The following is a 16,796-nucleotide window of genomic DNA, read 5'->3' on the forward strand; positions in this document are numbered from 1 at the left end:
AAGCTTTGGTTTGCCTCCATAGATGGTGCCTTTTGGACCCAAAATGAGGCCGTTTGTTTCACACCCGTTTCACAATGAGGTGTGGCAGCCGAGAAATCAGCGCATTGCCAAGCGCAGTCTTATACGCGTTCCGACAACGCTCCCGGCAAACCCAAACAGAAGCCATAACCAACCATGCATGGAGCCCGAAACGAGCCCTCCCAAATAAGCGCCGATGTTGCAGCCATAGGCAAGTCGCGCGCCATAGCCCATCAAAATCCCTCCAACAACGGCCGTCATCAGGTCTCGCTTTGAAAGCGTCCAAACCGGCGCAAATTTACCGGCCAAGCCAGCCGCAATCATGGCACCAAGAATAACGCCAAAATCCATCACAGATGTTGTGTCCATAAAAACACTGGTTTCCAATGCACTTACCTGCCAGGTCCAATAAGGCCATGTCTCGACAGGAATACCAACTGCTTGAAAAGCCTTTGCTCCCCACAACGCAAATGCGGATGTGATGCCCCATGGGCGGCCCACAACGATGAAGGTTAAAATACCAGCTATCGCGAGCATGACAGCTCCGAGCGCCATCGACCACGGGCCGTGCAGCACAGAGAGAGTCTGAGTGGGTGGAGCGACCTCGCCATGGGTTCGACGTTCCAGCCAGATTGTCGCAGCACCAATAAGCCCCAGTACAACGGCCGTTGCTGCAAACGCAAGGGTTGGCCCGAACTCGTTCACCAGCGAGTAAGCCGGCAACGCCGGCAAGCGGTTCCATTGATGCAGATTAGCGGTCGCCAAAACCGATCCGAGTATGAAAGCGGCAAGTGTCACAACCATGCGGGTAGAACCGCCGCCAACGGTGAATAAAGTACCTGAGCCGCAGCCACCGCCGAGTTGCATACCGATACCAAAAATGAATGCGCCTATGGCAGCTGCAACGCCGAACGGAAAAACGAAACCACCCACGGGCCATCCGAGGCGCTCGCCATAAGCAATCAAAGGAAAGGACACAGCCGCTGTGAGAAGGATCAGCAAGAATTGCGCACGTAGTCCCGCCCCGCGGTGTTCGGTGACAACCCGGCGCCAAGCCGCGGTGAAGCCGAAACTTGCGTGATAGAGAGCGAGCCCGGCAAAACCGCCGATTAAAACGGCGAGGGCCTGTCGCGCTCCCGCAGCCTCATATGCCAGTGCACAAACTCCGAGCAGCGTTAGCGCTGCCGCAGTAAAGACAACTTTCTGGGTGGTTATTGGGGAGCGCTGCAACATATGGACCGTATAAGACCTGCAAAGTAACAGTAGGATCAAGATGCCCAGATCCGGTGTATGGCATCACCAGTTTTCTTATCACGGCATCGACAAGGATCACACGGTTACCACACCTTTTTGTGTGTTGCAGTTTAACAGAGTCCCTGTGCTCTTTTGCGGTGCGGTACAGATACGGGAAAAGGTTGATTCATGCGCGTTACCGATCAATTTGGCTACGAAATAACCGTAGTGAATTCGGCTGTGGTCGGTCACTGGAATAAAACCGTTCTTGCCTTTCTTGCGCACGGAAAAGCTACGCCCGTGCATCTGGAAGAGGCTTTCGCCGAAGATCCAGATTTTGCGTTCGGGCATGCCGCACGCGGCCTGTTTTGCATGCTGCTTGGCCGCAAGGAGCTCCTAAGCACTGCAGAAGAGTGCTGGCGGTTCGCCACCACAGCAAGCCAACGCGATACCATAACTGAGCGCGAGAACGCGTTTGTCCGTGCCCTTCGGGCATGGCTAGATGGTTGGCCCTCGAAGTCGGCCCAAATCCTGGACCGAGCGCTATCGCATTATCAGCGCGACGCATTTTTGTTGAAAATGGTGCATGCGATCCGGTTCGTTCTGGGCGATTCGACAGGTATGCGGGCATCTTTAGAAAGCGTAATCAGCGCCTATGACGAGACGCATCCGGCGCTTGGTTATGTCCTGGGCTGTCAAGCATTTGCTTTTGAAGAAACGGGCGACTACAGGCTCGCGGAAGCGACCGGACGCCAAGCCCTCGAGTATGCAGCGGACGATGCCTGGGGCTTGCACGCTGTTGCACATGTCCACGATATGACCGGCCGTTCCGAAGACGGCATAGGTTGGCTTGAAAGCCAACCAAACTCCTGGGCGCATTGTAACAATTTTGGCTATCACGTCTGGTGGCATCTTGCGCTTATGTATCTGGATCGCGGTGACACAGATAAGGTCCTTGCGCTTTACGACTCAGAAATCCGACGCGACAAGACGGACGACTACCGGGATATCTCCAATGCCGCATCGCTGCTATCCCGTCTGGAGATTGAAGGCGTGAATGTGGGGTCACGCTGGGAAGAGCTCGCCTTGCTGTCAGATCAACGCGCGGACGACGGCTGCAACGTGTTTGCGGATTTGCACTATTTGCTGGCGCTACTGAATGGCGGGCGCAGAATGGGTGCCGAGCGCCTTCTTACTGGTTTACGAACTCGTGCCCAGTATGAAACCGATCTTGGTGGCATTTCCAAAACAGCGGGCATCCCAGCCGGTGCCGGTTTAGAACAGTACCGTCTTGGCAACTATGCGTCCGCCTTTACTTTGCTGAGTTCGGCCCGCAAAGCGCTCCCAGGCATCGGCGGGTCTCACGCACAACGAGATGTGTTCGAACGTATCACCATCGATTCCGCCATTCGGGCAGGGATGGCGAACGAAGCGGAGAAGCTGGTAAAGGACCGGGCCCGCAAACGGGGCGCACTTGATCGGTTCGCTGAACAACGCATTGTTATTTGCGAAAAAATGCGTAAAGCATCGCTAGTCATGGAAGATGAGCGCTTGCGCGCCGTTTCTGCCTGACCCAAGTCGTGCATGAAGCGCTTCGGCCCTTTGTGCGAGCGCCTTTTTCGAACAGTGAATTGCCGTGAACGCCCAGCCCCAAAAGAAGCGAATTCGTGATCCCCGCCTGGATTTTTTCCGCGGGATCGGAATGTTTATAATCTACATCGCCCACGTCCCGAGCAATTGGTGGACCCTCTGGATTCCCGCCCGTTTCGGGTTTTCCGATGCCACCGAGATCTTTGTATTCTGCTCCGGAATGGCATCCGCTCTTGCGTTCGGAAAGATATTCGACCTACACGGGATGGGACTTGGCACAGCCCGAATTTTGCACCGTATGTGGCAAGTGTATTGGGCATTCATCGGTCAGTTCCTGATTATTGCAGTTGGGCTGGTCGCTATTCAGGAAAGCGGGTTTTTGAACAGGTGTTGCGGGCTCACGCAAGACTACGTCGTATCGCTCAACCTGAGGCACCTTTTCGACAAAACGGAGATCGCCCTTCCGGGCATCATGAGCCTCACATGGGTACCGAACTATTTCGACATCCTGCCCATGTACATCGTTATTCTCGCCCTGATCCCTTTGATCATGCTGGCATCAAAAATGTCGGTAAAAGCTGCATTCGCAGTTTCTATCGGGCTTTGGCTTTTTGCGCAGTTTGGCTTTTTGGATCTTCCGGCCGAGCCGTGGTCAGACCGCAAGTGGTTTTTTAATCCGTTTGCATGGCAACTGTTATTTTTCACAGGCTTTGCGTTCATGCGGGGTTGGATACCGGCGCCTCCAGTCGACAGACGTCTTGTGGTCGTCAGCATCATCGTCTTGGTCGCATCGGTGCCATTTGCGTATTTCCGGATTTTTGGCGAACCCTACCTAGATTGGGTGTGGGCCTTTGAAGTCCGTCAGGCGATAAAACCACTCTGGATCAAGACTGAATTCGGCTTTTTCCGGTATCTGCATTTTCTGGCCTTGGCCTATTTGGCGTGGGTGGCAGCAGGCGAGCACGGCCGCAGACTTCTTGGCTACGGAAAACTTTGGGACGGCTTTGTACGCGTGGTTCAAAAAGTAGGCCAGCAGTCTCTTGCGGTCTTCATGGCAAGCCTTGTCGTTGCCCAGGGTGCTGCGCTGTTGCGGGACATGGCTTGGGGACGCGGAGAATGGTTGCCCCAAATCTTGACCAACCTGGGCGGCATGCTTGTTCTGGTCGTGGTTGCCTATACCGTAAGCTGGTTTAAATCCGAACCTTGGCGCAAGCCTCCGGCCATGCCCGGCGGAGGCGAGACTCCAGACCCAAAACACACAATCCGGCCAAAACCGGGCTCAAGCGCACCGGCGGGAAAAGACCGCGCCATCTCAACCCCGGCGCAAAAAAAAAGCACCGGCACGAAGGCCGGTGCTTTTGCTGAAACCAGATGCTTTGTCCGTTAATGGACGCTTGCCATCTTCAGCTCTTGTTCAAATGCGTTTGCCAACGCTGCCTCGCGGCTGTCCGCCACCAAAATGGGCGTACCATCGGCGTTCAACAATGCCCATAGGGTAACATTGTCCTCAATAGGCGGAATTTCCGGGAACAGCGCCGACAATTCAGACGCTTTTACGGCGCGGATATATCCAACTGTACCTGTTCCCAATTCACTCAGGTCGTCCTTGCTGATGGTCACATGGACTGGAGCCTGCCCAGCCGCTTCGGGTTTATTTGTATCGTGCATCAGTTTCTCCGTTGTTGTCCGGCAGTGATTTATTCGCCGCTGGAGATTTCTATTTTTCGGATGACCCGCTCGGGCTCCGGGCGTGCAAGATCAATAGAAAGAAGACCGTCCTTCAGGTCAGCTCCGAGGATCTCTATACCCTCTGCCAAAACAAATGCGCGCTGGAATTGCCGGGCAGCTATGCCGCGGTGCAAATAGTCGCGGCTCTTGTCATCTTCCTGGCGGCCCCGGATAACCAGCTGGCTTTCTTCGACCGACACATCAAGTTGATTGCGTGTAAAGCCGGCGACTGCCAGCGTAATCCGTATAACGTCGCCGTTGCTTTCCGTTTTCGGCAACCGCTCAATGTTGTAGGGCGGATAACCGTCATTGGCAGCCTTTGAGACGCGATCAAGCACGCGCTCAATATCGTCAAACCCGAGCATAAACGGGCTGGAGAACGCAGACATGCGTGTCATTTTCAAAGTCCTTTTCAAGCGACCTTGTGCCCGGACCCTTCAAAAGGCATCCGGATTGGGAGTATCCCTTCGCTGATGAATATGGCGACATTGAAGGAGCGTTTCAAGCTATCCACTCTCGCGCGAAGCCACAGCGCCCAAAACCGCGGTCATCAGCGCCAAATCAGCTGCGGATCGCCTTTAAGCAGTTTAGCGATCGCGTTCGCCGCCTGGCGGATTTCCGTGGCATGACGGCCTTCGTTATGAACAACCAACCATCTTTCTGTTTTTAGTTCCGGTATTGGTTCGGACAAGCGCCTGATTGTCTCCAAGCTGTCGCCAACAAAACATGGAAAAACAGTTCGTGCATTTGTTCCTTTTAGAAGAGCGAGAGCATCCTCGGACCTGTTGACGTTTATGATGACGTTTTCTGCGTGATGGCTATTGATCCATCGAGCGGTCGGAAAACGCAGTTGCTCCTCTGTGAAGCCTATCCATCGGTCCGGGATTGGGTCCGTTCGGTCGGCAGATCCATAGACAGCGAACTCGACATGACCGACTTTTCGGCCGGCAAGTCGGGGGTCGGTGGGACGCTTGTTGCGGATACCGATATCGATTTGTTGGTGCGAAAAGTTCAAATCATGGAGGTCGGCCAAGAACTCAGGCTGCCATCCACTTAGGGAGGACCAATAGCTGCCGACATGATCAGCCAGCAACCTGAGCGTCCAGTTTCCGGCTGATATCCGAATTCTCCGCTTACTCCCGCTATCAGCCGCCCATTCGCTGACATTTTGTGCAAACCGTGACATGCCGCCCACAAGTTCAAGCAATTCCAGACCGGCTTCGGTCAACCGGTAACCGCGCGGCTCTCTTTCGAATAGGCGTTTATCTAGCGCAACCTCAAGCGCAGAAACGCGCCGACCCAACGTTGCAGGACTCAGTCCGGTCTCTTGGGACGCACCAGTGAGCCCATTGTGTTTAGCAACACTTAAAAACAGCGCAGCATCCTGCCAATCGAAGTCTTTTTCATAATTGAAATTAGTTTTCCGGCATCAAAAAAAGAAATCTCAACGATCTAACATACGATCCTACTATATTTTTTTAAATATGAAAGCTTACTCATGTCGCCGTATATTTTCTTTCAGGCACTGAAGCGTCCGGGACAAAGGGAAAAATTTAAAAAGAATGACCTACGACGGGAACTATATGTGCACGCCGATGTTCTTTGGAACCTGCCGGAAGCTCCCATCGTCAAACAGTCTCTTTTCAGTCGCATTAAAAACAGGGTTTTTGTGGTTGCCCGGCGGCGCCTATAGGCGCAATCTTGTGTCCACAAATCTCATTGATATCATTTTTGGGCATTATTCCTTTGACCCCTGAAGAGTTTGACCGTTTTTGCGGCCAGTTACCGGCCACCACAAATGTCATCCAATGGGGCGATGCTTCGGTATGGAAGGTCGGCGGGAAGATCTTTGCCATTTGTTCGCGATGGGGCAAAGGCGATTATCCACGTTATGGATTTAAATGCTCAGATATTGGATATGCTCTTCTGCTCGAGCAGTCCGGCATGATTCCGGCACCCTATCTCGCCCGTGCCAAGTGGGTACAAATGGGAGATCCGGGAGCGTTAAGCGACGAGGACCTCAAGGCCTACATAACTGCAGCACACGGTATTGTCACGGCGAAACTAACCCGGAAACTGCGCAAGGACCTGGGCCTTGACGGCTGACATTCAAAACCGGCCTTTCTTGCAACGAAAAAGCACTTCTCTAGGCATCTTGATGTTGGCTGAAATTGCCGGCATGAGCTTGTGGTTCATGTCAGCGGCCATTTTGCCCGACATGCTTGCAGAGACCCCGATTTCGGAATTTCGCCAGGCAGCATTGTCTAGTGCGGTGCAAGCCGGGTTCGTCGTTGGCGCTCTTCTATCCGCTGTATTCGGGCTCGCCGATCGAATTGATCCAAGACGCTTTTTCGCTGCCTGCGCGCTTTCCGCCGCCTTGGTCAATGCAAGCTTGCTGGTTCTGGAACCCGGAAGCAGTTTATCGATTTTTGCCAGGTTCATAACCGGAATGCTGTTGGCCGGGGTTTACCCCGTTGGCTTGAAAATTGCCGTGGGATGGGGTCAGAAAGATCGTGGATTTTTGGTGGGCACACTTGTCGGGGCGCTGACTTTTGGTTCAGCAGCTCCGCACCTTTTGGCGTTTCTCGGCGGCGCAGATTGGCGGTGGGCCGTTTCTACCGCCTCTATTGCGGCGGGTGTCGGCGGTTTGTTGTGCCTTTTTTCAGGTCTTGGGCCCTTTCATGGCAAAGCCTCCCGATTTGATATCCGGACGATTTCCGAAGCCTGGACCAATCGCAAAGTCCGGCTTGCCTATGCAGGCTATCTCGGGCACATGTGGGAGCTCTATGCGATGTGGGCTTGGATCGGAGTCGCGGCGACAGCATCGTTCACGCATTCGCTGCCCGAGCAACAGGCGATTGACATGGGTCGGCTGACGGCCTTTGGGACGATTGCAGCCGGGGGCATTGCCTGCATTCTCGCTGGTTTCATTGCGGACCGGCTCGGCAAGGCGAACATCGCGATCTGGGCCATGATGATCAGTGGATCAGCGGCATTGGCGTCTGCAGCCGCCTTCGGCGGCCCGGCCTGGCTGACTATTGTTCTGGCGCTGATCTGGGGCGCCGCTATCCTTCCAGACTCGGCACAGTTCTCGGCTCTTGTAGCTGACTACTCGGCTCCCGAAAAGGCCGGAAGCCTTATGACTTTTCAAACAGCTCTCGGCTTCGCGCTGACCTTCCTAACAGTGCAGGCAACGCCCCTTTTAGCGCTAAGCCTTGGATGGCCGGTGCTTTTTGCAATCATGGCAATCGGCCCCGCTCTCGGCGTTGTCGCCATGCAGAGATTGAAGTCGATCACCTGACGTGTCCTCACATCCGGACTTGCAAAACGTCTTCTCCAATAGAGCCATTTGGAGGACCAACATGTCAGAAACCGGTCAGCGTGGAATCGACGTATCGCATTATCAGGGAACCGTGAATTGGCAGGGTGTGGCCGCATCGGGGATCGATTTTGCCTATCTCAAGGCGACGGAAGGCACAGGATATACAGATCCGACATTCAAGCAGAACTGGAGCGGCTGCCAAGAATACGCCTTAAAATGCGGCGGATACCACTATTTCCTGCCGCGGGACAGCTTTCTCCAACAGGCAGAGGCTATCGTACAAGCCATGCGGTCAGTTGGTTACAGCAGGACAACCGATCTTCCGCCTGCTATAGACTGCGAAGAAATGGACGGCTGTAGCGCGGCAGAATATGTGCATGCACTCGCCGGGTTGGTGTCACTGGTCGAGCGCTTTTTGTGCGTCCGGCCGATGATTTACACCAATCCTTCCTTTTGGGATGGACTGGGAAACCCGGATTTCTCGGAATATCCGTTGTGGCTTGCACAATACACCGACGCGCAGAGCCCAACAGTCCCGGCACCCTGGTCTTCCTACACGATCTGGCAATATTCGGACCAAGGAACGGTTTCAGGAATTGGGGGATTTTGCGACTGCGATCTCGCCAACTCATCCCTGAACGTCTCGCCTCCCGGCACCAGCATTTTAAAATGGTACTAGCGGTCTACGCGGTCTCAGAATTCATGCGCAATTCAAACTCCGAAAAACCAAAATCCTGGCCGTTGATCCGCAGCCCAACGGCCTGGACGCCAGGATAATACTTGCGTGTCGTTATTGGCTTGATTGCATGTTTGCGGCGTAAACGCACGGTTTCGCCGGGCTGTAATGCCAAGGTCGCCCACTTAAACACCTTTGCAGCCAGGCTGCCGTTGGCTTTTTTGAAAAACAGAAGATAGTCAAGGATCAGGGATTGCCCGCTACCGCCTTTGGATGTGAGTTCAACTTCAAAATCGATTTCGCCGCCGTATGAGACCACTTCTGAATCGAGGTGCGGGCCACGTACCTCAAGCTGCGGAGCGTGAAGACCAAATGCGCGCATTGCGCCTTCATGGCCGCGCTTTATCAACGTTCGGCAAGCATGCCAGACGAGCCGTTGCCTATTTAAATCGGCATCTCGCAACCACATTGCTGCCAGATCAGCGACAAGATCCGGATGATCTTTAGCAATGTCGTTCAAATGATTTGCGACTGATCGCCTGACGTAGTCAGCCGGATCGTCGCGGAGGGCTTCCAGCAGAGGAAGTGTAGGACTTGGATCCTCAATAAGCTTTTTGAGCTGCATACCCCACGGCAGGCGTGGGCGCGTTCCTTCGGAAACGAGACGGCGGACATGCATGTTTGGGTCGGCCACCCAAAGCGACAGAATATCCAATGCAGTATCCTGATCGGCATCGAGAAATGGGCGAACATCAAATTCGGCGGTGGCGCGCTTAGTAAGCTCCCTCAGGAGCGCAAAGGAAGCATCGAAGTCACTCAAACCCGACCGGCTCACAACCATTCCAAGCGGCATGATGCCCCATCCCCGGATGCCATTCTGGTCGCTGCAACGCTCTATGCCTGCTCCCTGATCGTCGGGGTGCAAAAGGTTTTCAATGACCTGAAATCGCGCATGCAAGTCTGTGGGAAGGAATTTATCCAACGCCGCTGCGATGCACGCAGCACGTTGTTTCAGCTCTAATGCAGGCAACTCCGGCAATATCTCTCTAAGAAAGGCTGACTTTTCAAATTCTGGAAGGTGCTGTTCAAGCTGTTCAGCAAAAAGCAGGGCGAGATCTTTGGAAATCTTGTTTTTAAAAGGTTCCATGACATGCAGTCTTCAATTTCAACTCACTGTAGTTTCACTCTCGGACGTTCAAATGCAATCATTGGCCGTGACAGCTCCTGACACCTTTTGTCAGGAACAAAAATTGGCCGCCCCGTAACCGGAACGGCCACCTTAGATCGGCAGCCCCCTCGTTTGGCCGCCTCACTTTGGATTTAGATTTCTAAATCCGTTTTCCATTCCCGCCGTCAAAGAAGTGGACATCCTGCGCATCCGCGATCAGCTGTAATTTCTCACCTGGTTGATAGCGGGCATGGTTTGAAACACGGATCACCATCTCTGGCCCGCCTTTCGCAAAACTTGCATAAACAAAACTCTCAGCCCCAACCGGCTCAAGCACATTGACGACCAGATCCAGGCTTAGCCCGGCATCTGGATGAGAAGAACCCGCGTCGACAACACGCAGGTGCTCGGGCCGGATGCCGACTGTATATTTATCCCGGCCATATGTGTTCGGCCCGCTGAGGCCCTCACCACCTTCAAGCTGAAGTCCCGATCCATTCGCGGAGACTGGCAAAAGGTTCATGGCGGGCGACCCGATAAAGCTTGCAACGAACGTGGAGGCCGGCCTGTCATAGACCTCTATCGGCGCTCCGATCTGTTCGATGTTCCCTTTGTTAAGCACCACCAAACGATCCGCGAGCGTCATAGCCTCCAGCTGGTCATGGGTCACGTAAACGCTAGTAGTGCCTAATGATTTTTGCAGTCGCTTGATCTCGACCCGCATTTGAACCCGGAGCTTGGCATCAAGGTTCGATAAGGGTTCATCAAACAGAAAGGCTGCAGGCTCACGCACAATAGCGCGGCCCATTGCGACCCGCTGGCGCTGTCCGCCGGATAGCGCACGCGGCTTCCTGTCCAGGTATTCGCCGATTTCGAGAATTCGGGCAGCTTCTTTGACTCGCCGGTCGATTTCACCTTTCGCCATGCCCCGGTTTTTAAGTCCGTAGGCGAGATTGTTGTAGACAGACATATGCGGATATAGCGCATAGTTCTGAAACACCATTGCGATATCCCGATCGGCCGGATCAACATTATTGACCACCCGCTCGCCAATTTTCACCTCGCCTGTCGTGATGTCTTCAAGGCCGGCAACCATGCGCAGCAAGGTCGATTTTCCGCAGCCGGACGGCCCGACCAGGACAATGAACTCGCCATCTTGAATGTCGATCGATACACCTTTCACGGCTTCGACATTGCCTGCATAGACTTTTCGGACTGAATCGAGAGTTATTGTTGCCATTGTTACCTCACTTGTCGCTCTCGACGAGCCCTTTGATAAACCAGCTCTGGAAAATCACGACGATTACCACCGGCGGCAGCATCGCCAAAATTGCGAGCGCCATAGCTTCATTGAAGTCGGGGATTTGTGCGCCGATCCAAACCTGCATGATTTGCTTGATGCCGCGTACAAGGGTGAAGAGCGACTCTTCCGTGGTGATCAATGTCGGCCACAAATACTGGTTCCAGCCATAGACGAACATAATGATGAAGATCGCCGCGATCATGGTTTTTGAAAGCGGGACCAAAATATCGATGAAGAACTTCCAGGGGCCCGCCCCGTCGATCCGCGCCGCCTCCAACAGCTCGTCCGGGACGGACAAAAAGAACTGCCTGAAGAAAAATGTTCCGGTTGCAGATGCGATCAACGGTACGATCAGGCCGGAATAGGTATTCACCATGCCGAGCCCCTGAACGATTTCGTAGGAGGGCAGGATTCGGACCTCAAGCGGCAGCAGCAACGTGCAGAAGATCACCCAAAAGCAAAGGCTGGCGAACGGAAACCGAAAGTAGACAATGGCATACGCTGCCAGCATCGAAATGATAATCTTTCCGATTGCAAAACCCAGCCCCAAGATAAGTGAGTTTTTCAACATCACCAGCCCGTCGACTTCTTTGGTGAAGCCGCCTGCGCGGGTCAGAACCGTTTCGTAGTTTTGCAGAAACTGATCCCCGAAAGTGAACTGCATGCCGGATTTGTAGATCGTCACGGCATCGTGGGTTGACGTTAGAAAAGCGAGGGCAACCGGCGCGACCATGAAGAAAACGCCGGCGAGCAAGATGACGTGGTCCGAGAATTTAATGCGTTTCATATCCAGGCCCTCATGTGTAGTGCACGCGCCGTTCGATCAGCCGGAACTGAATCACGGTCAAAACGAAAACAAGGATCATGAGGATCACGGACTGTGCTGAGGATCCGCCCAAATCATTGCCACGGAACCCATCGAGGAACACCTTGTAAACCAGCGTCACTGGGTTGTTTCCAGGCTCACCTTTCAGCACGACATCAATAATGCCGAACGTATCAAACATGGCGTAGGTGATGTTGATGATCAGAAGGAAGAACCCCGTCGGTGCAAGCAATGGGAAGGTTACAGTCCAAAACCTCCGGAAACCTGATCGGCAATCGATGCTGGCCGCCTCCTGGACCGACTTGGAAATACCTTGCAGTCCTGAGAGGAAGAAGATGAAGTTCACCGGGATCTGTTTCCAGATTGCAGTCGCGGTCATTGCAAACCCGGTGTCGAAGTAGTTTACCCCGATCTGCATCTCCCAACCGAACAATGCAAAGAAGTCGACCATTGGGCCTACATGCTGGTCGAACATCATCACACCAATTAATCCAGCCACCGGTGGAGCAACTGCATAGACCCACATCAACAAAGTCTTGTAGCTCGATGCGCCCCTGAGAACCTTGTCGGCTTTGACCGCCAATAACAGCGCAATACCCAATGATAAAAAGGTCACCAGCAACGTGAAGACGGTCGTGAACCGCGCGACGCGCGCGTAGTCTGAGGAGGTAACTGTGTCAATGAAGTTGTCGAAACCGACGAAGGTCGCACCGAAGCCGAAAGGATCCTCGAGATAAAACGAGGATCGGACAGCTTCAGCCGCCGGCCAGAGGAAGAAGATGGCCACGATGGAAAGCTGCGGCAAAAGCAGCAAATACGGCACGGACCGGGTATTGAATTGAACTTTTTTCATTGCCCCACCGAAACGGACAAGGCGGGCATGAACCAATGGTCAGCCTGCCCGCCTTTGAACTTTTTTGGTACAGGGACGCACGATGGCGTCCCTGACATTACCAGATCAGAATTTGCTCAGTTCTCAGTGGTTTTTGCGAAACGCTCGAGCAACTTGTTGCCTTCCGCCTCGATCGTGGCAAAGCCCTCTTCGACGGATGTTTCACCGGTGAGCATCTTCCCATACTCGCGGTTCATGACGTCACGGATCTGGACGTAAAAGCCCATACGGTAGCCTTTCGTCCAGTCACCACCCGGCAAAGAAAGCTGCTTGATCCCAATTTCCGCAGCAGGCGTGCTTTCGTAATAGCCGTCTTCCTTGGCAAGTTCGTATGCGGCATTGGTGATCGGCACATAACCGGTTTCCTTGTGCCACATGTACTGGACTTCCGGAGAGGTCAAATACTCAAAAAACGAGGCAACGCACTTGTTCTCTTCGTCAGGCTTTCCGGACATTGCAAAAAGCGCAGCGCCACCGATGAACGTCCCTGTCCCAGCACCTTCAACTGAACCCCAGTAAGGCAGGTATGTCGCGGAGAATGGGAATTCTACAGTCTGCTGAATGCCGCCGAAGGACCCTGAAGAACCGAGCCACATGGCAACCTTGCCTTCGTTGAACGGCGTCTGGTTATCGGACCAGCCGGTGCCGTACCAGCCGAACAGGCCATCGTCGAGCCACTGCTTGACAGCTGTGAAGTGTGCTTTGATTGGCTCACCGAAAACAAGCTCGGTGCCGGCTACACCATCATAGCCGTTGTTGTTGGTCGCAAACTGAAGGTTATGGCGCGACTTGAAGTTCTCCGTGAAGATCCATGGCAGATGTGACTGGGCCAGAGGCACATAACCGGCTTCTTTCAACTTCGGCGCGACTTCCTGGAACTGTTCCCAAGTCTCTGGGGCCTCAACACCAGCCTTTTCAAGCGCTTCCTCATTGATGTAAAGGATCGGCGTGGAGGAGTTGAACGGCATGCCGATCATCTTGCCGTCGCTGTCGGCATAGAAGTTCCGGACGCCTTCGATGTAGTCGTTGATATCGAACTCAACACCAGCATCTTGAAGAATGTCTTGAGCCGGAATGACAGCACCTTTGGCCGAAATGATTGTGGCGGCTCCAGCATCAAAAACCTGAATAACGTTCGGCTGCTCGCCGGCACGGAATGCGGCGATGCCCGCAGTCAGCGTTTCTTCGTAGGTGCCTTTGTAGACCGGTGTGATCGAGCATGCAGTCTGGGATTCGTTGTAGCCGTTTGCAATGTCGACGACGACTTCGCCGAGCCGGCCGCCCATAGCATGCCACCAAGAGATCTCGGTCGCAGCGAATGCGACGGTGGATGTACCAAGCATGGCCGCAGCAGCGACGACGCTGGCGACAGTTTTGTGATAAGCCATTCCTGTGCTCCCGTAATGAAGGGCTAGCCCTTGCCATCGGTTGTTGGCAGCTGCTGTCAGTGTGTTTGCAGCGCACTGTATTAATTACGAGGCGCTTGGTATTATTTTCATATGAACGTTATATGTCGCTCATATGAACAATAGTTGACAGCCTATGAACACGCGGTCACCCAAGGGCATTTGACTGACATGGGCTAGCTCTTGTGAAAACCGCCTCAAATACCGCTTATGTCATCAAGAATCTCGGCCTAGACCCGCATATTTCATGCGTTTAGGCGAAAAATCCTTCGCGTCGTAGGAATTTCATACGACACAAAAGTGCCTTCCATTTTCCTGCACGACAGCTAGCATTGCTCACATGAAAAACCTGTGTCGCTCATGTGAAAATTTTACGACATCCTGCTCAAACGCGATGCGCGGAGCTTTTGGGTGCGGCGGCATGGAGGTCAGCCACCGCCCCAAGAGTGTGCAGCCAACGCCACAACCAAATACCTGCCTGTCTTTGCCAAACCAACCAGCACAAGAAAACGCCAGAATGGTTCTTTGAAAACACCGGCAACTAATGTGATCGGGTCGCCAATTATCGGCATCCAGCTAAGCAACAGGCTCCAATGGCCGTACCGGTTATAAAATTGCTGACCGCGTGCAAGCGATGAAGGTCTGGCGGGAAACCACCACCGACCTTCAAGACGGCGCGCCCCAGATCCGATCACCCAGTTCAAGCACGCCCCGAGGGTATTTCCCAAGCTTGCGACCAAGACCAGCGCTGGGATCTGATCCGGATAAGAGCCAACAAGAAATGCAAGCCCCAGCTCCGATTGCGCGGGAAACAAGGTGGCAGCCAAAAAGGATGATGAAAAAAGCGCGATTAGAACAGAAAGTGACAACTCATCCTCGATACGGAAGCTCCGTTATTTTGCCGCATTTTTGGCGTTTGGCGGATTTCTCAGGAACTTTTTTTGAAAGACTTGGCGCAGATCTCCAAGCCAAGCATCTGAAGCAAATAAGGCTTTTCACGGTCTGACTGACAATCCCCAGACAAGAGCAAATTTGCTATATTTTGACCGCGTAGATGGTCGATAGTCCTCTACCGCTTGATGATCTGCGTAGGGCGCAGGCCGAGTTTACCTGAAATTCGATAGGGATATCAGTTCAATGTCAGCACCGAGCGTATACGAAACCTATTTGCTCGAACTAATCAATCGGGCGCGCTCCGACCCCAACGGCGAAGCCAGCCGGTATGGCATTGGTTTGAACGACGATTTGGCGGACGGCACGATCGACTCATCCACAAAACAACCCTTAGCTTTTTCAACGTTCTTGAACATGTCTGCAGCGTCGCATAGCCAGTCGATGCTTAGCGGGAACTATTTCAGCCACACGGGCAGCGACGGCTCCAGTGCAAGCGAAAGAATATTTGCAGCCGGTTGGACATCAGCCTCAGGTGGATGGTCAACTGGAGAGAATATCTCTCTACGGGCAAGCACAACGTCGAGTGTTGGCTTCAATACGGCAACGATCGAAAATCACCACGAGGGTCTTTTCAAATCCTCGGGGCATCGCACGAATATTCTCGAAGGCCGATTTTCGGAAATCGGGCTTGGGCAAGAGGTCGGCTCCTACACAGCCAGCAACGGTGTCACATACACCAACACGTCAATGCTGACCGAAAACTTTGCGGATGGCGGGCGGACGTTTTTGACCGGAGTTGTGATTTCGGACAGTGACAATGATGGATTTTATGATCCTGGCGAAGGCCTCGGCAGCATCTCCATAGTAGCAACTGGCGCATCGGGTACTTTTTCTGGAACCTCTTGGGCCTCCGGAGCGTACGCTTTGGAGCTAACCGACGGGACCTACACTGTCACATTTTCAGGCGGCAGCCTTGGTGGAACGGTCGCGAAAGAAGTGTCCGTGTCCGGTGAAAATGTAAAGCTTGACGCCCTTTCCGCAGAAGCTGGACAAGCCGCCACCAATGGAAATGACACCTTTGCCGCGACAAGTGGCAACGACACCTGGGATGGCTTATCCGGAACTGATACCGTCATTTTATCGGCAACGCGGTCCGACGTTATGGTCACAACCACGGGTTCAACAGTCACGATATCCGGCAGCGCCATTGGAACCGACGCCTTTACCAACGTCGAACGGCTTCAATTCAACGATGGCACTTTGGCGCTGGACCTGGATGGAACTGCAGGTCAAACGTACAGACTCTACAAGGCCGCGTTTGACCGCACACCGGACAATGACGGCTTGTCACACAATATCAATCTCATGGATAGCGGCATGACGATCGCCCAGATGGCCAATGCGTTCATTCTGTCCGCCGAGTTCCAGAACACCTATGGCGCTGCCGTGAACGACAGTGCGTTTGTAACGCTGCTCTACAACAACGTACTTGACCGCGAACCGGAAGCTGCGGGATTGGCGGGATGGCTTAAACGATTGAATGACGATGGTGAGACACGAGAAGAGGTTTTGCGAGGCTTTTCCGAAAGTTTGGAAAACAAGGCCGCTGTCCTTGGGCAAATCGAAGACGGAATCTGGCTGGTATAAACCCTGCACCCAAATACGACCGAGTGACTCCACGCTTTCACTTAGGCTGGGAAACCATATGGAACGGCTCTGATATGCGTTTTGTCGGTGGTG

16 protein-coding genes and 1 pseudogene are annotated in these 16,796 nt (G+C 53.6%); 7 read left to right on the forward strand and 10 right to left on the reverse strand.

Annotation, left to right across the window (positions count from 1 at the left end; genetic code table 11):
- Positions 1–96: 96 nt before the first annotated feature.
- The gene (locus JM93_RS11645; RefSeq protein ID WP_145343514.1) at positions 97–1,251 is read right to left on the reverse strand and encodes a YeeE/YedE family protein; all 1,155 of its coding nucleotides are present in this window, start codon (positions 1,249–1,251) and stop codon (positions 97–99) included.
- 189 nt (positions 1,252–1,440) lie between these two features.
- Here JM93_RS11645 and JM93_RS11650 point away from each other — a divergent pair, with 189 nt between their 5' ends.
- Positions 1,441–2,823, forward strand: coding sequence for a tetratricopeptide repeat protein (locus tag JM93_RS11650; RefSeq protein WP_145343516.1), 1,383 nt, complete (start codon positions 1,441–1,443; stop codon positions 2,821–2,823).
- A 130-nt stretch (positions 2,824–2,953) separates the two neighbouring features.
- Positions 2,954–4,228 carry an OpgC family protein gene (locus tag JM93_RS11655; protein WP_145343518.1) on the forward strand — a complete coding sequence of 425 codons (1,275 nt, stop codon included), beginning with the start codon at positions 2,954–2,956 and terminating at the stop codon, positions 4,226–4,228.
- Here JM93_RS11655 and JM93_RS11660 read toward each other — a convergent pair.
- Both JM93_RS11660 and JM93_RS11665 read right to left on the reverse strand, forming a co-directional pair.
- Positions 4,225–4,509: a BQ00720 family protein gene (locus JM93_RS11660; protein WP_145343520.1), complete on the reverse strand. Its 285-nt coding sequence runs from the start codon at positions 4,507–4,509 to the stop codon at positions 4,225–4,227. The genes JM93_RS11655 and JM93_RS11660 overlap by 4 nt on opposite strands.
- A gap of 29 nt (positions 4,510–4,538) precedes the next feature.
- Positions 4,539–4,967 (reverse strand): Hsp20 family protein, encoded by a 429-nt coding sequence (locus JM93_RS11665; RefSeq protein WP_145343522.1) that lies wholly within the window; start codon positions 4,965–4,967, stop codon positions 4,539–4,541.
- 452 nt (positions 4,968–5,419) lie between these two features.
- On the opposite strand from JM93_RS11665, the gene JM93_RS22145 reads away from it, so the two are divergent.
- A complete protein-coding gene (locus tag JM93_RS22145) occupies positions 5,420–5,626 on the forward strand; it encodes a hypothetical protein (protein ID WP_244300819.1) in 207 nt (68 codons plus the stop codon).
- A gap of 168 nt (positions 5,627–5,794) precedes the next feature.
- On the opposite strand, the pseudogene JM93_RS22405 reads toward JM93_RS22145, so the two are convergent.
- Positions 5,795–5,944, reverse strand: a pseudogene (locus JM93_RS22405) (helix-turn-helix domain-containing protein); the annotation flags it as partial.
- A 371-nt stretch (positions 5,945–6,315) separates the two neighbouring features.
- On the opposite strand from JM93_RS22405, the gene JM93_RS11675 reads away from it, so the two are divergent.
- The 3 genes from JM93_RS11675 (at position 6,316) to JM93_RS11685 (ending at position 8,570) form a co-directional block, all read left to right on the forward strand.
- Positions 6,316–6,675 (forward strand): MmcQ/YjbR family DNA-binding protein, encoded by a 360-nt coding sequence (locus JM93_RS11675; protein WP_145343905.1) that lies wholly within the window; start codon positions 6,316–6,318, stop codon positions 6,673–6,675.
- Between the two features lie 52 nt (positions 6,676–6,727).
- Positions 6,728–7,870 carry an MFS transporter gene (locus JM93_RS11680; protein ID WP_145343524.1) on the forward strand — a complete coding sequence of 381 codons (1,143 nt, stop codon included), beginning with the start codon at positions 6,728–6,730 and terminating at the stop codon, positions 7,868–7,870.
- Between the two features lie 61 nt (positions 7,871–7,931).
- Positions 7,932–8,570 carry a glycoside hydrolase family 25 protein gene (locus JM93_RS11685; protein ID WP_145343526.1) on the forward strand — a complete coding sequence of 213 codons (639 nt, stop codon included), beginning with the start codon at positions 7,932–7,934 and terminating at the stop codon, positions 8,568–8,570.
- 4 nt (positions 8,571–8,574) lie between these two features.
- On the opposite strand, the gene JM93_RS11690 is transcribed toward JM93_RS11685, so the two are convergent.
- The 6 genes from JM93_RS11690 to JM93_RS11715 form a co-directional block, all read right to left on the reverse strand.
- A complete protein-coding gene (locus JM93_RS11690) occupies positions 8,575–9,714 on the reverse strand; it encodes a DNA alkylation repair protein (protein WP_145343528.1) in 1,140 nt (379 codons plus the stop codon).
- A gap of 181 nt (positions 9,715–9,895) precedes the next feature.
- Positions 9,896–10,975 carry a sn-glycerol-3-phosphate import ATP-binding protein UgpC gene (locus JM93_RS11695; protein ID WP_145343530.1) on the reverse strand — a complete coding sequence of 360 codons (1,080 nt, stop codon included), beginning with the start codon at positions 10,973–10,975 and terminating at the stop codon, positions 9,896–9,898.
- A 7-nt stretch (positions 10,976–10,982) separates the two neighbouring features.
- Positions 10,983–11,825, reverse strand: coding sequence for a sn-glycerol-3-phosphate ABC transporter permease UgpE (gene ugpE / locus JM93_RS11700; RefSeq protein ID WP_145343531.1), 843 nt, complete (start codon positions 11,823–11,825; stop codon positions 10,983–10,985).
- 10 nt (positions 11,826–11,835) lie between these two features.
- Complete coding sequence (locus tag JM93_RS11705; protein WP_145343533.1) at positions 11,836–12,717, reverse strand: ABC transporter permease; 882 nt, start codon at positions 12,715–12,717, stop codon at positions 11,836–11,838.
- Positions 12,718–12,833: 116 nt separating this feature from the next.
- Complete coding sequence (locus tag JM93_RS11710; RefSeq protein WP_145343535.1) at positions 12,834–14,144, reverse strand: extracellular solute-binding protein; 1,311 nt, start codon at positions 14,142–14,144, stop codon at positions 12,834–12,836.
- A gap of 446 nt (positions 14,145–14,590) precedes the next feature.
- Complete coding sequence (locus tag JM93_RS11715; RefSeq protein ID WP_145343537.1) at positions 14,591–15,031, reverse strand: YqaA family protein; 441 nt, start codon at positions 15,029–15,031, stop codon at positions 14,591–14,593.
- Positions 15,032–15,299: 268 nt separating this feature from the next.
- Here JM93_RS11715 and JM93_RS11720 point away from each other — a divergent pair, with 268 nt between their 5' ends.
- Positions 15,300–16,703, forward strand: coding sequence for a DUF4214 domain-containing protein (locus JM93_RS11720; protein WP_145343539.1), 1,404 nt, complete (start codon positions 15,300–15,302; stop codon positions 16,701–16,703).
- Positions 16,704–16,796: the final 93 nt, after the last annotated feature.

The organism is Roseibium hamelinense, from assembly GCF_007830545.1.
GTDB classification, from domain to species: domain Bacteria; phylum Pseudomonadota; class Alphaproteobacteria; order Rhizobiales; family Stappiaceae; genus Roseibium; species Roseibium hamelinense.

Coding starts and splice junctions, on each gene's coding strand:
- JM93_RS11645 (WP_145343514.1), bottom strand. CDS start 1,251: ATGTTGCAGCGCTCCCCAATAACCACCCAGAAAGTTGTCTTTACTGCG.
- JM93_RS11650 (WP_145343516.1), top strand. CDS start 1,441: ATGCGCGTTACCGATCAATTTGGCTACGAAATAACCGTAGTGAATTCG.
- JM93_RS11655 (WP_145343518.1), top strand. CDS start 2,954: ATGTTTATAATCTACATCGCCCACGTCCCGAGCAATTGGTGGACCCTC.
- JM93_RS11660 (WP_145343520.1), bottom strand. CDS start 4,509: ATGCACGATACAAATAAACCCGAAGCGGCTGGGCAGGCTCCAGTCCAT.
- JM93_RS11665 (WP_145343522.1), bottom strand. CDS start 4,967: ATGACACGCATGTCTGCGTTCTCCAGCCCGTTTATGCTCGGGTTTGAC.
- JM93_RS11680 (WP_145343524.1), top strand. CDS start 6,728: ATGTTGGCTGAAATTGCCGGCATGAGCTTGTGGTTCATGTCAGCGGCC.
- JM93_RS11685 (WP_145343526.1), top strand. CDS start 7,932: ATGTCAGAAACCGGTCAGCGTGGAATCGACGTATCGCATTATCAGGGA.
- JM93_RS11690 (WP_145343528.1), bottom strand. CDS start 9,714: ATGGAACCTTTTAAAAACAAGATTTCCAAAGATCTCGCCCTGCTTTTT.
- JM93_RS11695 (WP_145343530.1), bottom strand. CDS start 10,975: ATGGCAACAATAACTCTCGATTCAGTCCGAAAAGTCTATGCAGGCAAT.
- ugpE (WP_145343531.1), bottom strand. CDS start 11,825: ATGAAACGCATTAAATTCTCGGACCACGTCATCTTGCTCGCCGGCGTT.
- JM93_RS11705 (WP_145343533.1), bottom strand. CDS start 12,717: ATGAAAAAAGTTCAATTCAATACCCGGTCCGTGCCGTATTTGCTGCTT.
- JM93_RS11710 (WP_145343535.1), bottom strand. CDS start 14,144: ATGGCTTATCACAAAACTGTCGCCAGCGTCGTCGCTGCTGCGGCCATG.
- JM93_RS11720 (WP_145343539.1), top strand. CDS start 15,300: ATGTCAGCACCGAGCGTATACGAAACCTATTTGCTCGAACTAATCAAT.